This window comes from Dyella jejuensis, from assembly GCF_044904675.1.
Classification (GTDB): Bacteria; Pseudomonadota; Gammaproteobacteria; order Xanthomonadales; family Rhodanobacteraceae; genus Dyella_B; species Dyella_B jejuensis.
Genome location: NZ_JADIKJ010000007.1, coordinates 33,159 through 47,111 on the forward strand (window position 1 = coordinate 33,159; position 13,953 = coordinate 47,111).

Below are 13,953 nucleotides of genomic sequence, written 5' to 3' on the forward strand. Positions count from 1 at the left end.
GAAGCTGCTTCATGAGACGCCGAACGGCGTTTCATGGAAAACTTCCTGATACAGGTCCTGGCCGTAGCTCGTTTCCAGCGGCTTCCCTTCGACCAGCCGAAAAGTTCGCGTACCGTCGTCCAGCCGCTGCGCGCGCAAAAAAAGCGCATCTTCTCGCCCACTTTCAAAAAGACTGTGCGCAAACGTATACAGGTGCGTGACGAAATAAACCACGATGCGCCGCTCCAGCAGTGCCTGGGTGATCTGCCTGGCAATCTCGGCGCCTTCGCGTTCGTTGGTCGAGGCGAATGATTCGTTGAAGAGCATCATGGCATCCGGATGAATGTCCTCGGCAATGACATTCATCCGGCCTAGCTCTTCATCCAGTTTTCCGCTGATCATGCCCGGGTCTTCTTCGCGTTTGTAGTGCGTATACAACCCGTTGCACACAGAACCCGAAAAATGATCGGCGGAAACAAACATTCCGCTTTGCAACATGATCTGCGCCAGGCCGATGCTGCGCAGGAAACTCGACTTGCCGCCCTGGTTGGCACCCGTAATGACGACGATGCGCTTGTGCTCCATCGACAAGGTATTACCCACGACGGCATGCCCGCGCCCTACGCTAAGCGCCAGGCACGGATCGTACAGGCCGCTGAAATGCCGCGGACCGACCCCGTTCCTTGCAAGCTCCGGCATGGCAGTCGGCATGCCAGCCGACTCCAGGCGCTCGTGCAGATTCAAGCAGCCTACGTAGAACGCCAATTCCGTTCGCAACATCTGGAAAAACGCGAAAATGTGCTCCATCGATTGGGCAAGCGCGTTAGCGACCCGGTTGATACCTTGGTTTCTCATGGCCGCCACGGCCTTGGCGCCGGTCTCGTCGCGCTCGCTGAGCCGAAAGGTATAGGACGCCGGAGCATTACCCAGGATGCGCTGCAGGAACCCGGGGCCATCGTCGTTAGGCCGAAGCAGCACGAAATCGGTGCCTTCGTTGCCAGGCCCGAGCACGGCACTGAGCAGAATGCCTGCATCGAATTTCAGTTCCCTCAAATAGCCGTCCACGCTGGCAAAATAAGCGTCGCCAAATTCCACGCCAAGCATCGCTATAAAATCGGATACTCCGCTGGATTTGAACTGCCCTTCGCGCTGTTGATCGGCCAGGGCTTTCATTTTCTTGAGTACCTCCATGAACATCCGAAGCACATCGATCGACCCATGCAGGACCGACGAAGGATGTTCACTGGCAAAGCTCCAGTAGCTTTTCCGCTTGGCTTCGACAGCCTCCACCGAAAAAGCATACATCTGGCGAATCAGCGCAGGATATTTGAGGCTATCGCGCAAGACATCGTGCCGGTACAGGATCGTTTGCACATCGTTGCCGAAACCCAGGAGCACGACTTTGCGCGCGACCTCCAGAAGAAACTCGTCTTCGCCGGCCATCGCCTTGAGCAATAGATCCAGCTCCAGGTCCTGGCGCAATATCGCTGCATGACGCGGCAATGCCTGCGTCAAGTCAAAATTCACGGTGGGATGAAGCAAGAATGCTTTCACGGCCTTATCCGCCTGGCCAGCCAAGCATAGGTCACGCGATATTTTTCGGCGATCGCCAACGCATAGGCCAATCCGTCGGCCGGCTTGCGCTCTACCTTGAAAGTCCTGACCGCAGGATCGCTCGGGTCGATCGTACTCATCATGCTGACGGTCTTTTCGTTGAACGAGGCCAGTTCGGCGAGAAAAGTCACACAGACGCCAAGCGTATCGCGCTGCGAGAGCCCTGCCAGCACTTTTTCGCCGAGGAAGGTCGCATCGTCGAGCGTGGTGGAGGAAAAAATCTCGTTCATGATGACGATGCTGCGGGACGTGGCCTGGTCCAGCACCTGGCGAATACGCACCAGGTCGTCCTTCAGCTTGCCCCGCAAATTGGCGATGTCCTCTTCTTTCTCAAAGTGGGTCAGCAATTGGTCGAACAGGAACAGATCGGCTTCCCATCCGGGCACCGGACAGCCGATATTGGCGAGCCAATGAATCTGGCCAAAAATCCGTGCAAAAGTGGTCTTGCCCCCCTGGTTCGGCCCGGAAATGACATACAGGCGTTCGGGGTCGTGAAGATGGAAATCGTTGCGCACGATAGCCATGTTCTCGCGCAGCAGCCGGTCTGCGAGAGCCAGATCGAAAACCTCATTGCCGACCAGCTCCTTGCTGGTCTCCGATAGCCTCGGATAACAGAAAACCAGCCCCCGGGCGCGAAACTGCCCGATATAGCTCAAATACGCCACATAGAACTGCACTTCGCGATCGAACCGGACGACGGCGTCATCGACGAACTGCGCGTGTTCGACGCCATAGGCTTCCAGGGATCGAAAAATTTCCGGATAAAACAAGGCGACACGCTCAAGCACTTGCGCGTCGATATGATCAAGTCCTACCCGATGACTGAACTTGGCCAGATGGCTGTGCACAGCACCCTGGCGGAATTTCGCGAAAGTTTCCTCGATGGCGATGCTGGCATCAATCTCATTGTCATAGCGACGAACGGTTATATTTCTTCCCTTGATATGCAGCGCGTATCGGATACGCGACAACTCCGAGATAAGTTGTCGTGTATCCGCGACCAGCCTTTGGAAAGTTGCCGATTGTGCATAGTCGTCCAGGTAGTGAGCGAGCGCACGCAGACCACGCGAGTCTGGCTTGGCTTGCCGCAACGCCTGGACAAGCTGCTCCACGGCCATGCCATACAGATCGATGGCTCCCAGCAGCCAGCGCTCCTTTTCATACCGGTAATGCAGCTTGTTCGCCTGGAACAGGCGCTTGCGCATGTCTGCCATAGCGCTGGAGAACGCCGCAATTGCCCGCATGATCTCGTCGCGCTCCAGGTCGCGCATCACTTCCTGGCGGTAATTGATGCCGTCCAGCGTTTCGATCTTGCTGTAAAAGAAAGGCTCGAGGTTGTATTCCTCCCTGCCGGCGATGACAGCCGCCACGATCCGATGCAGATTCAGATCCTGAAAGCACGCCGGCTCGTCGGCCGCTTCGGTCGCATCGCCCGCTCCCGTTCCTGGAAACAGGATGCTCAGAAACGGCAGGTGATCATGGCAGGCATCGTTCATGGCGACATCAAGACGTTCAGTGGGACTCGCGCAGGTACGCTTGATAGCGATCAATGCAGGCCAGCACCTCTTCCCGTGCCGGGCCTACGTCACGCCAGCCTTCGAACCGCACCCACTTGCCTTTCTCCAGATCCTTGTAATGCTCGAAGAAGTGCTGGATACGGCCGCGCGTGGTTTCCGGGACGTCGCTGAGTTTTTCCCAATGGGCATAGCCGGCGAACGTCCGGGTGACCGGAACGGCGATCAGCTTGGTGTCTTCCCCGTTTTCGTCCGTCATGTCCATCACGCCCAGGGGGCGGCACACGATCACCGAGCCTGGAATAAGCGGCATGGGCATCACGATGAGCACATCGAGCGGATCGCCATCGCCGCAGAGCGTGCCCGGCATGTATCCGTAATTGCAGGGATAGCGCATCGGCGTGGACAGCACCCGATCGACGAAGATCGCGCCGGTCGCCTTGTCCACTTCATACTTGACCGGTTCGGCGTCCATGGGAATCTCGATGATCGCGTGGATGGCATCGGGAACCTGCGGACCGGGAGAAACTTTATCTAGTGCCATGACGCCTACTCGCTCTCGTTTAGATGCTGCGTTTCGTTAATGGAGCGGATCGTGAAGCGATCCTCGTGGAAATGAATTTCGCTGATGCCGCACGGCGATGGGGCTGTCAGCCAATAGCTCGCTGGCGACAAGCCCAACGCATGGCACAGGAGTAACCGGATGACGCTGTCATGGGTAACTAGCGCAACGGTGCCGTGGTGATTGGCGTGCAGGATCGTTTGCAAGGCATCCGTAGCACGCGCGAACACTTCCTGCAGGGACTCCCCGCCGGGCAAGCGCATCGTATGAGGCGCGCTATGCCATGCCGTCAGTTCGTGTGGCCATCGCTGCGCGACTTCCGTAACAAGTTTTCCCTGCCAGGTGCCATAGTCAATGTCGTTCAGCCCGTGATGCGGCATCACATCCAGCTTGAACGGGCCGGCGATAGTGTCCGCAGTCCGCACACAGCGTGTCAGCGGGCTGCAGTAGATCGCATTGAGTACCCATCGATCGCTGATGGCGTCACGTGTCAGTTCGGCCTGGCGTATTCCGCGCTCCGTCAACAGCAAATTGGCACGGCCACGAAAACGGGGCGGAATGATGCCTTCCACCTCTCCATGCCGAATGAGCAACAGGATAGTCATGGCTGTATCTCCTTCGTGGAAGTTGAGAGACCAGGAGCTCGCGCAAACAACAGCAACGGCACGCCCAGCACTTGCAGCGCAACGGATAACACGACGATGTTCCAGAGCGAATGCTCATAGGCCCATCCCAGCGCGAGGCTTCCAAGGAACCAAGCCACCCCAAATACGGTGTTGAAGACCCCAAATGCGGATGCTCGCCGATGAGGCGGAAACAATCGTGCTACCGCGGCGCGCATGACCGATTCGTGGGCCCCTACGCCGACACCCCAGAGCACGGCTCCGATGGCGATCCAGGTTGCGTCGCCGAGGAAAACACACGGTGCAAATAAGGCCGACAGTATGGTCGCACCCACCAGGGCGCCCACGCCGTAGCGATCGAAAAGCCGTCCGAACGCCAATGCACTGACGCCAGCAGAGAGCATGGCCAGCGCGTACAGCGGCGGAATCCACACATCGGGAATCAGATGCAAAGCGTGTGCATGAAACGCAATCAGCGAATAGTCCGCAAACCCGGCGGCCACCAACGATGTGCCGCACAAATAGAACAGGAAGCGGCGGTTGGCGTCGATTACGGGCACGTGCGATGTTCGCTCCAAATCTCCGGGCGTGGGAAATGCCAGGCGTGCCAGCATGAGTGCGAAGAGCGCCGCCACCGCGGGAAACAGCAGGAACGCATATGCCATGTGGTAATTGCCGCGCCAGAGCAATACTGTCGCCATCAGCAATGGGCCGATCGTGGCGCCCGCCTGGTCCATCGCTTCATGCAAGCCGAAAGCCCAACCACTGCCGAGGCTGCGGCCCGCATAAGCCAGCATCGCGTCGCGCGCCGGCGTGCGAATGCCCTTGCCCACGCGCTCGCCAACGATCAGGACACCCGCTACCTGCCAATGTCCGGCCAGAGCCAGGAGCGGGACCACCAGCAGGTTTACCGCAAAGCCGATCATGGTGATCAGCCAATAGCGCCCCGTGCGATCGGCCAGGTACCCGGTGAACATCCTTAGGCCATAGCCGGTAAGTTCGCCTACCCCGGCAATGGCCGAGACCCAGAAGCCGCTCGCGCCAAGCAGTCCAAGAAACTGTCCGTTGATGCTTCGAGCGCCTTCATAGGTCATGTCGGCGAAGAGACTGACAACACCCACCATGACGACGAAACGCAATGCACGACGTGCATGAAGGCCGCTGCGATAAATAGGCAGCGGCAATGCAACAGCGTCGTTGCCGGTGTCCATCAGGAGACGCCGTGGACCACGATGGCCGGAATACCGGTACTCTGCACGACGGCGTCGAGCAGTCGGCTGATCTCGTTATCCCCCTCCTGGCCGTCCGGTTTGGCAGTAATGATGCGATCGATCTTTCGCTTTCGAATTTCAGCGTTGATACGCTCGACACTTGGCTCGGCCATGACATCACCGTCCAATGCAATGCCATATCGCTGACCTATCCGTGCAAAAGCGATCAAATCGTCGGCGAGACGTTCGCACTGCATGGCATCATCGGCAATGCCGGGAACGGCCAATACGTGCAACGTTGCGTCCGCCTGTTCGCGGGCGACCTGGAACCCTGTTTCGACAGCCAGGTCTCCCAAGGCGGAGCGATCGTATAAAACTAGGATTTGTGTGGTCACGAAGCGTGCATCCAGCCTGGGGAAGAAAGAAATCGATGCCCGGCGCCCCTGTACGCCAGCCGGCACGATGCGGATACGGGAGAGAGGAACAGAGGACACGTGCGCACGTCGGCGCATGGCTGCGTTGCATACGCGCCAAGCTGCTGCAGTCCCGCCGAAGAGATGCATGACCCGACTCCAGAATCGCCGCCAATCGGACGCCTGAATCGCAGAATGCGTTGCGGGGGAATCGAGGACGCCCACCAAAACGCGCGCTACGGACAAGCGCGTTCGATAGGCATCATCAGCCTTGCGGCGGTTGGGCCAAGCCCAGGAGGAATGCCATCTCCTTGAGCCAAACGATACCGATTCCCGCCTTCAACGGCAAGGTGGCAACGATGGCATTCACTGCCCAAACGACGATGTTTTCACATCCAGCATCTCCGGATAGCGGACGTTCCCCAGTCGCGGAAACCGTGCTACCGTCCACGCAAAAGGGTGATGGTGTCCGCCTCAGACCGCCCGCAGGGCTGATGACACCTACAGGCAATTGATGGCTTTTTCCATGTCTGGAGCCGTGTCATGACCTGTATTGTCTTATCCTGCGTTTTCGTTCTATGGGGTGCCGCATTGGCGGCCAGCGTGTGCCGGCCCAAAGCGGCAGCAACGCTCTTGCGCATCAAGTCGTCTCCACATCGGCCGCAGCGCTGAGGGCGCGCCGTGATGTGGCGGGATATCGCCGCGCAAATCGCACAAGTGCTCGCGGCGTTGCTGCTATCGCCCCTTTTGCAAGGTTTCATTCATCGCTATGAGGAACGCGCGCAGCGTGCGCGCGGTCCTTCTTTGCTGCAGCCCTATCGCGATCTACGCAAACTGTTTCGCAAGCAACTGGTCATACCCGATACCGCCGCATGGATCTTCTGGACAGCCCCGGTGGTGGCATTTACCGCGATGCTGACGGTGCCCATCTTGATTCCGGTGTTGACGGACTATCCGCTGCCGCTTTCGGACATGGGCGACATCCTGGGCGGCGGCCTGATCTTGACGCTGGGCACATTCTTCATAAATCTAGCCGCGCTGGATACGGGAAGCGCCTATGGAGGTATCGGCGCGAGCCGTACCGTGATGATTACGATCCTGGCCGAACCCACCCTGATACTGGTATTCGTCGGCATCACGCTGATGGCGCACGCGATGCTGCCATTTGTCGTCAATCATCTCCTGGTGGCGCACCCGGAGGTCTACCTGGGTCCTACCCATCTTTTTCTGGTGGCGGCATTCTTCGTGCTGTTGCTTACCGAAACGGATCGCTTGCCGATCCATTCGAGCACGCACATCGAGGTCTACATGATCGAGGAGGCCCGCATCCTCGAGTATTCCGGTCCATTGCTGGGATTGCTGAAGTGGGCGTCCATGATGAAGCAATTCATCCTGTACACCATTTTCTGCCACGTGCTGTTGTTGCCGTGGGGGCTATCGCATCATGGAACCGTGATCGGCATCGGCGGTGCGGTGCTTGGAATACTCGTGAAGTTCGGTGTAGTGGCATGCGCCGTGATCGTGGTCGAAACCGCGCAATCGCGCCTGCGTTTCTATCGCTACCAGGAGCCGCTTGCCGCTGCATTCATGCTCGCCGTCCTGGCGATCGTGGCCAACCAGATACGGTGACGTCGATGCTCGCAGCCCATCTGGACCCCCTCGCCGCCGCCCTGTTCAGCCTGTTGGCCATTGCCAGCCTTTTGCTGGCTTTCGTGATGCTCGGCTCGCGCTGGCTGAAAGACTACATGTTCGCCTTTGGCGCGCAATCCTGGCTGATCGGAATCCTTTCCGCATTGATTGGCTATTACGGCGGCTATCGCGAACTGTACATGGTCGCGCTATTGACCGTGCTGTTCCGTGGCCTCGTGCTTCCCTGGCTGATCCTGCGCATCCTGCGGCAGATGCCGGCCCAACGCGAAGTGCATGAAATCGTCAGCCCGGCGAGCAGCCTGATTATTGGCGCCGCACTAGTGATTTTCGCTTTGCTGGTTGCCATCCATATCACGCAAAGCCTCGGCTTGAATTCGAATGTCGTGGTGCTCGCGCTCACCGTGATGTTTTCGATGAAGCTCATCGGGTTTCAGATGCTCACGCTGCGGCATGAAGCCATCAGTCACATCCTGGGCATCCTCGTGCTCGAAAACGGCATTTTCCTCGGCAGCCAGATCCTGGTCCCGGGCATGCCGCTGATGATCGAGCTGGTGCTGCTGTTCGACTTACTCGTGGCGGTGGCGTGCTTCGGCGTGTTGGTACGTTACCTGCTTACGCACATCGGCACGACGAGCAGTCGCGAATTGCGGCGTCTGACGGGATAAGCATGGAATCGCACATTGCCATCTTGCTGCTGGCTCCTTTGTTGCCGATCATCGTCGGCCTGGCATTGCGCCGACCGCGCGCGTCGGAATACTTGAACCTGCTGGCCAGCTTGATCGTATTAGGCGTGGCATTGCCGCTCCCTTTCACGATCCAGACGCCCCGGAAATTCTTGCACGGATATCTCTTGCTCGATCCGCTCGGTGCGTGGGTCGTGATGTGCGTAGCGATCGTTTACGTCCTCTCCTCGATCTATGCCATCGGCTATATGCGCCACGATGAAGCCGGCGAACGGCGGCTTCCTGTCTTCTATGCGCTGCAGGCCGGCTTTGCCTTGAGCATGCTGTTCGCCCCGCTGGTCAACAGTATCGGCGTGTACTGGATCGCCATCGAGCTGACGACGCTCGTCAGCACTTTCCTGGTCGGCTTCGAACAAACTCCGGAAAGCATGGAAGCAGCCTGGAAATACATCATCGTGGTTTCCGCCGGCATCAGTCTGGCCCTGCTCGGCACCGCACTGTTGTACTGGGGCGGCAGCTTCGTGCTGGGGGAAACCTACAGCCTTACCTGGCAATCGCTAACCCAGGTCGCCCCCAGGATGCCGCCGGTACTGCTCAAACTGGGCTTCCTGCTGACCCTGATAGGTTACGGCACCAAGGTTGGCCTGGCGCCGATGCATACGTGGCTGCCGGACGCGCATAGCGAGGGTCCTGCGCCAGTGTCCGCCATGCTTTCGGGCGCACTGCTCAATACCGCGATGCTTGGGATTGTACGTTTCCTTGCCGCGACAGACGCTGCCGGACAAGGACGCTTGCCACGCACGGCGCTTATCGTCCTTGGCGTGCTGTCGCTGCTGGTTGGCGCGCTCTTCATCGTGCGGCAACGCCAGATCAAACGCCTGATGGCCTATTCGAGCATCGAGCATATGGGCGTGCTTGCGCTGGGGTTCGGATTTGGTGGAACGCTCGGCGTAGCCGGCGCGCTCTATCACATGCTCAACCATTCGCTATGCAAACCGCTGTTATTCTTTGGCGCCGGCAACGCGATGCATCGCTACCACAGCAAGCGCATCGAAGACCTGCGCGAGGTCCTGGCCGTCTTTCCCGCCTCGGGATGGTTGTGGTTGTGCGGTGCCGTGGCCATCACCGGCGCGCCGCCGTTCGGGCTATTTCTCAGCGAGATCACCATTCTTCGCGCAGGTTGGGCCAGCCAGAATCTGTGGGCCGCCATGGTGATGCTGATCCTGTTGATCGTGATCTTCATCGCCTTCCTCAATCACTTTCGAGCCATGTATCTGGGTGCCCCCCTGGCCAAGTCCGCCGTCCCTGAACCTTCCGGGACAGCATGGCGGGTTTGGCCCATGGCGCTCGCTCTAGCGCCGTTGCTGGTGCTTGGCGTGTGGTGGCCCGCTGCATGGATGTCACTGTTTGAACGCATTGCCGCGACACTGGGGGCATTGCCATGAGCGGAGGCTTCGAGAAGCTGTCGCTGGAACCCGCCGCGCTGCTTGAGCGGGTCGAGGCCCTACTCTTGGCAGAGGGACGTATGCAGATGGCCTACGCCTGGTTTGTTCAGCCCGATCGCGTAGAGGTGCGTTACCTTGCCGCGCCCGGCGCCGGCCGTCCCTTCCAGATGTGGTGCTGCCTGGCACACGACAACACACTGCCCAGCCTCGCCACGCGCGCACCTTTGCTTGGCTGGTATGAGCGCGAGATCCGCGACCTGTATGGAGTGCAATTCACGGGCCATCCAGAGCCATACTCGCTGGTTACCGACGGTTGGAGCGGAACGCAGCCGCTGGTACGTGTGCGAGGCCTGCAGCAGCAATTGCACGCCCCGAATCATGTCCCCGACGTACATGGCGATGATGTCCAGCTACTGAGTTTCGGCCCGGTGCGTGCCGGCGTCGTGGAATCGGCCCAGTTTCTGTTCCACTATGTTGGCGAAGCGATTGTGCGTTACCAGCCGCGACTGTTCTTCAAGCATCGCGGCATGGAGCGCGCGTTCGAGGGGCGTGACCCTGCTACGGCCGCCACGATAGCCGAGCGTGTTTCCGGCGTGGGCAGCGTGGCGCATGCGCTGGCCTATTGCCAAGCGGTCGAGGACGCGGCGGGCTGCGAGGTGCCGCAGCGTGCGCGGCAATGGCGTACCGTGTTGGCCGAACTGGAGCGCCTTTACAACCATCTGCATTACTTCGGTCACCTGGCCGATACCACCACGCTGAAAGTGGGCCATGCCGAAGGGGCGTTGTTGTCCGAGCGCGCCAAACAGCTCAATGCACGCATTACGGGCAGCCGTTTCCTGCGCAACCTGCTCATGCCAGGTGGCCTGCGCCGTGACATCGAGATGACCCATGACTGCCTCAACACGCTGTACTTGCTGCGCAAGCAAGTCGACAGCTACCTGGTGCAACTGGAGCGCACCACCAGTTATCTGGATCGCCTCATCACAACCGGAGTGCTGACGCGGCAAGTCGCCTTCGACCAGGGCGCCACCGGCCCGGTTGAACGCGCATCGGGTCTGGATCGCGATCTGCGCCGCGATCATCCCTATGCCGCCTACCCACGACTGAAACTGGCCGTGCCCATGGCCGACGAAGGGGATGCCTACGCGCGGGCCAAAGTCCGCGCCGCCGAACTGCGCGCCAGTTTCGACCTGCTCGATGCGCTGATACCTTCCCTTGCCGCAGGTTCCGTGCGGACCGAGTGCCGGCCCAAGCCCGGATCGGAAGGCCTGGGCTGGGCCGAGTCGCCGCGTGGATCGTTGTTCTACGCCGTACATATCGGTACTGACGGAAAGCTCGCCCGGGTGAAGATCAAGTCGCCGTCATTCTCCAATTGGCGCGCGTTTCCGTTCACCGTGCACCGAACCAACATGATGGATTACGCCATCAACCAGGCCAGCTTCGGCCTCACCATCGCCGGCTGCGACCGCTAGGAGAACCCCATGCCGCTGTGGACATTGCGAGGATTGGGTCAAGGCATCGCGACCACGAACTGGCCGGATCGCTCCCAAAGCGATACCGGGCAGCAAGGGGGTTACGGCATGCCGATGATAAGCGCCGTGCCTTGCCACGATACTTGCCGCGCGTGCGCCGAGGTATGTCCCACGCGGGCTATCGAACTCGATACGCGCGGCCACCTCGCAACGCTGGATTATGGCCGGTGCATTGCCTGCCAGCTGTGCGTCGAAGCGTGCCCCAGCGACACCTTGCAGACCGGCACCGAATGGGCTTTCGGCGTGCGCGAGCGCGAGGATCTGGTGTGGTCGCTGGATCCCGATATGCCTTTGGCGCGAGCGCTGACGTCGCATATTGAAGCGAGTTTCCGCGGCAGCCTGCATATCCGCCACGTCGACGCGGGTTCGTGCAACGGATGCGAATCGGAGTTGCAGGCCCTGGTCAACCCCTTCTACAACCTGCATCGATTGGGCATTTTTTTCACGCCCTCCCCGCGTGCAGCCGATCTGTTACTGGTCACCGGCACCGTTACCGCGGCCATGCGCGAGCCATTGCTGGCCACCTGGGAAGCAATGCCCGAGCCGCGTCGCGTGCTTGCCTGCGGCACCTGCGCCGTGTGCGGCGGGGTAAGCGCGGATACTTACGCAGGCGGGCACGGCCTGGATGGCATTCTTCCGGTCGATGTGTGGTTGCCGGGTTGCCCGCCCAATCCGGCGGCCATCATCGAAGCACTTCTGCTGTTGCTGGAACGCAAACCGCAACGCATCCAGGGAGGCCGCGCCCATGCGTCCTGAATGGCTAGCTCCCCTCGCCGCAGTGTCGTGGTTGTTGTGCCTGTTACTGGCCTGTGCCGGGATCGGACGCATGCTCGCGCGCATCTGCCTGGCCGTGGGCGCCTTGTTGCTCATTATCGCCGCGCTATGGCAATTACCCACGGGGCTAGCGATGCCCGTCCTTGCCGCACCATGGGGACCGATGGGCAGCATGCGATTCATGCTTGCCCCCGACGCTCTTTGGCTGCTGTTGTTCGGCGCGATCGCCGCCTTCTTCGCCACGGCGCTGGGCACGACGTCATTTCGTTGGCGCAGTTGGTGTGCGGGCGCCGCGTTGTCCATGCTGGGCGCGCTGGGCTGCTTCGGTTTACAAGATGCGGTGAGTTTCCTGGTGGCCTGGGAAGTCATGAGCCTTGGCGGCGCCGTGTTGTTGATCGGCGAAAAACTCGGCGACACGTGTGAAGGCCATGGGCTCTTCTTCATGTTGTCCCTGCTGGAAGTCGGGGCAGTGGCACTGCTTGCCGCCATGCTTATGCTCATGCATAGCGCCGGCGCTATCGACTTTGACAGCTTCGTGGGCGTTGGCGCGGCTTTCGCGACATGGCGGCGCGTGGTGATCGGCCTGCTGCTCTTGATCGGTTTCGGTGCCAAGCTGGGACTATTGCCATTCTACGAATGGTATCCCGGCGCCTACGGGCAAGGCAGCGGCGCCAGTGGCGCGCTCCTGTCGGGCGTGGTTTTGAACGCGGCTTTCTTCGCCTTGGCACGGGCCTTCACCAACTGGCTTCCCAGCGACGTGGCGCTCGCCATCATCACCGTAGCCGTAGGCGTATTCAGCGCCATCCTTGCGGTGCTGTATGCATTCCAGGAAAGCGACTGGCGTCGCCTGCTGGCCTTTTCTTCGGCCGAGAATGCCGCGATCGCGGTGACCATGCTGGGCGCCAGCCAACTGTTCCGCGGCGAAGGGCTTGCGGCACTCGCGGGCCTCAGCTTTGCGGTGGCGCTGCTGCATCTGGCCGGCCATGCCCTGGCCAAGGGTGCTCTCATGCTGGCGGCCGATGGCGCTTATCGCGCAAGCGGCAAATACGAACTGATCCAGCGCGGATTACTGCGGCGCAGCCCCTGGCTCTACGGCATCGGCGTGGTGTTCGCCAGCATGAGCCTGGCGGCGATGCCGCCCCAGGCAGGTTTTGTAAGTGAATGGTTTACGTTCCAAACGCTGTTCCAGGGCTTCCATCTGGCTGGCATGGCCGGACGGCTTACCTTGTCGCTCGCCGGAGCGGGCATGGCATTAACGGCGGCGATTGCGTTCGCAACGTTCGTCAAGCTTGCGGGACTCGGCATACTCGGCGATGCGCCAAAAATATCGCCGGGTGCGGGACACGGCCATGCATGGGCCACCGGTTTGCTCGGCCTGGCCGTCCTGGCCCTGGCCGTCGGCATGCCTTGGTGGTTGAGCGCGGTCGACAGCGCGGTACATGCGCGTTTCGCCGATGTATCGGCGGTGCCTTTGCACGACGGCCTGATCCTCGTTCCGCTGACCAATACCTTCGCCTTTATTTCCCCCACCAAGCTGGTCATTGTCTGTCCGCTATTGGCGCTCCTGCCTCTGGCCTTGCTCGGACTTTCGCGTCGACGTCATCGTCTGCGCCGGGTCGGCGTGTGGTTTGGAGGCCTGCCCAAGCCCGCCCATGGCACCACCACGCCGCTGGCGTTTTCCAATGCCATGCGCACGTTCTACGCCTTCATCTATCGCCCCACGGACGACGTGGAGCAAGAGCAGAACCACAGCGAATATTTTGTCCAGGAGATGCGCCATAGCGCCAGGGTGTCACCACTATTCGAGGCCGCCGTATTTCGCACGCCAACGCGGATCGTACAGAGCATGGCCAAGGCACTTGGACCGCTGCAATCGGGCCATATGAACATTTACCTGGGCATGGTAGGGGTATTGTTGGTGCTCATCCTTGCGCTCGGCCTCACCTGAATCAC

Annotated in this window: 12 protein-coding genes and 2 riboswitches; of the genes, 6 read left to right on the plus strand and 6 right to left on the minus strand. The window is 60.2% G+C overall.

Annotation, left to right across the window (positions count from 1 at the left end; all coding sequences use genetic code 11):
* Window positions 1-9: 9 nt before the first annotated feature.
* The 6 genes from ISP15_RS07505 to ISP15_RS07530 are packed head-to-tail and all read right to left on the minus strand — an operon-like array spanning window position 10 to window position 6,066.
* A complete protein-coding gene (locus ISP15_RS07505) occupies window positions 10-1,533 on the minus strand; it encodes a MutS-related protein (RefSeq protein ID WP_404546596.1) in 1,524 nt (507 codons plus the stop codon).
* The gene (locus ISP15_RS07510; RefSeq protein ID WP_404546597.1) at window positions 1,530-3,143 is read right to left on the minus strand and encodes a MutS-related protein; all 1,614 of its coding nucleotides are present in this window, start codon (window positions 3,141-3,143) and stop codon (window positions 1,530-1,532) included. The genes ISP15_RS07505 and ISP15_RS07510 overlap by 4 nt, the downstream gene beginning before the upstream one ends.
* Complete coding sequence (ppa, locus tag ISP15_RS07515) at window positions 3,106-3,651, minus strand: inorganic diphosphatase (RefSeq protein ID WP_404546598.1); 546 nt, start codon at window positions 3,649-3,651, stop codon at window positions 3,106-3,108. Before ppa ends, ISP15_RS07510 begins: the two co-directional genes overlap by 38 nt.
* 5 nt (window positions 3,652-3,656) lie before the next feature.
* On the minus strand, window positions 3,657-4,274 hold the full coding sequence (locus ISP15_RS07520) for a histidine phosphatase family protein (protein ID WP_404546599.1): 618 nt from the start codon (window positions 4,272-4,274) through the stop codon (window positions 3,657-3,659).
* Window positions 4,271-5,503, minus strand: coding sequence for an MFS transporter (locus ISP15_RS07525; RefSeq protein WP_404546600.1), 1,233 nt, complete (start codon window positions 5,501-5,503; stop codon window positions 4,271-4,273). The genes ISP15_RS07520 and ISP15_RS07525 overlap by 4 nt, the downstream gene beginning before the upstream one ends.
* Window positions 5,503-6,066, minus strand: a complete 564-nt coding sequence (locus ISP15_RS07530) for a hypothetical protein (RefSeq protein WP_404546602.1) — start codon at window positions 6,064-6,066, stop codon at window positions 5,503-5,505. The genes ISP15_RS07525 and ISP15_RS07530 overlap by 1 nt, the downstream gene beginning before the upstream one ends.
* Before the next feature lie 99 nt (window positions 6,067-6,165).
* A riboswitch (Fluoride riboswitch) is annotated at window positions 6,166-6,236 on the minus strand.
* 129 nt (window positions 6,237-6,365) lie between these two features.
* Window positions 6,366-6,427: riboswitch (Fluoride riboswitch) on the plus strand.
* Window positions 6,428-6,600: 173 nt separating this feature from the next.
* Between ISP15_RS07530 and ISP15_RS07535 the strand changes: the two genes are divergently transcribed.
* From ISP15_RS07535 to ISP15_RS07560, 6 genes are read left to right on the plus strand one after another with little or no spacing between them, the layout of a single operon-like run.
* Window positions 6,601-7,545, plus strand: a complete 945-nt coding sequence (locus ISP15_RS07535; RefSeq protein ID WP_404546714.1) for a respiratory chain complex I subunit 1 family protein — start codon at window positions 6,601-6,603, stop codon at window positions 7,543-7,545.
* A gap of 5 nt (window positions 7,546-7,550) precedes the next feature.
* On the plus strand, window positions 7,551-8,231 hold the full coding sequence (locus ISP15_RS07540; RefSeq protein WP_404546603.1) for a hypothetical protein: 681 nt from the start codon (window positions 7,551-7,553) through the stop codon (window positions 8,229-8,231).
* A 2-nt stretch (window positions 8,232-8,233) separates the two neighbouring features.
* The gene (locus ISP15_RS07545; protein WP_404546605.1) at window positions 8,234-9,694 is read left to right on the plus strand and encodes a proton-conducting transporter transmembrane domain-containing protein; all 1,461 of its coding nucleotides are present in this window, start codon (window positions 8,234-8,236) and stop codon (window positions 9,692-9,694) included.
* The gene (locus ISP15_RS07550; RefSeq protein WP_404546606.1) at window positions 9,691-11,166 is read left to right on the plus strand and encodes a hydrogenase large subunit; all 1,476 of its coding nucleotides are present in this window, start codon (window positions 9,691-9,693) and stop codon (window positions 11,164-11,166) included. The genes ISP15_RS07545 and ISP15_RS07550 overlap by 4 nt, the downstream gene beginning before the upstream one ends.
* Window positions 11,167-11,175: 9 nt before the next feature.
* On the plus strand, window positions 11,176-11,982 hold the full coding sequence (locus ISP15_RS07555) for an NADH-quinone oxidoreductase subunit B family protein (protein WP_404546608.1): 807 nt from the start codon (window positions 11,176-11,178) through the stop codon (window positions 11,980-11,982).
* On the plus strand, window positions 11,972-13,948 hold the full coding sequence (locus tag ISP15_RS07560) for a proton-conducting transporter transmembrane domain-containing protein (RefSeq protein ID WP_404546609.1): 1,977 nt from the start codon (window positions 11,972-11,974) through the stop codon (window positions 13,946-13,948). The genes ISP15_RS07555 and ISP15_RS07560 overlap by 11 nt, the downstream gene beginning before the upstream one ends.
* The last annotated feature ends 5 nt before the right edge of the window (window positions 13,949-13,953 follow it).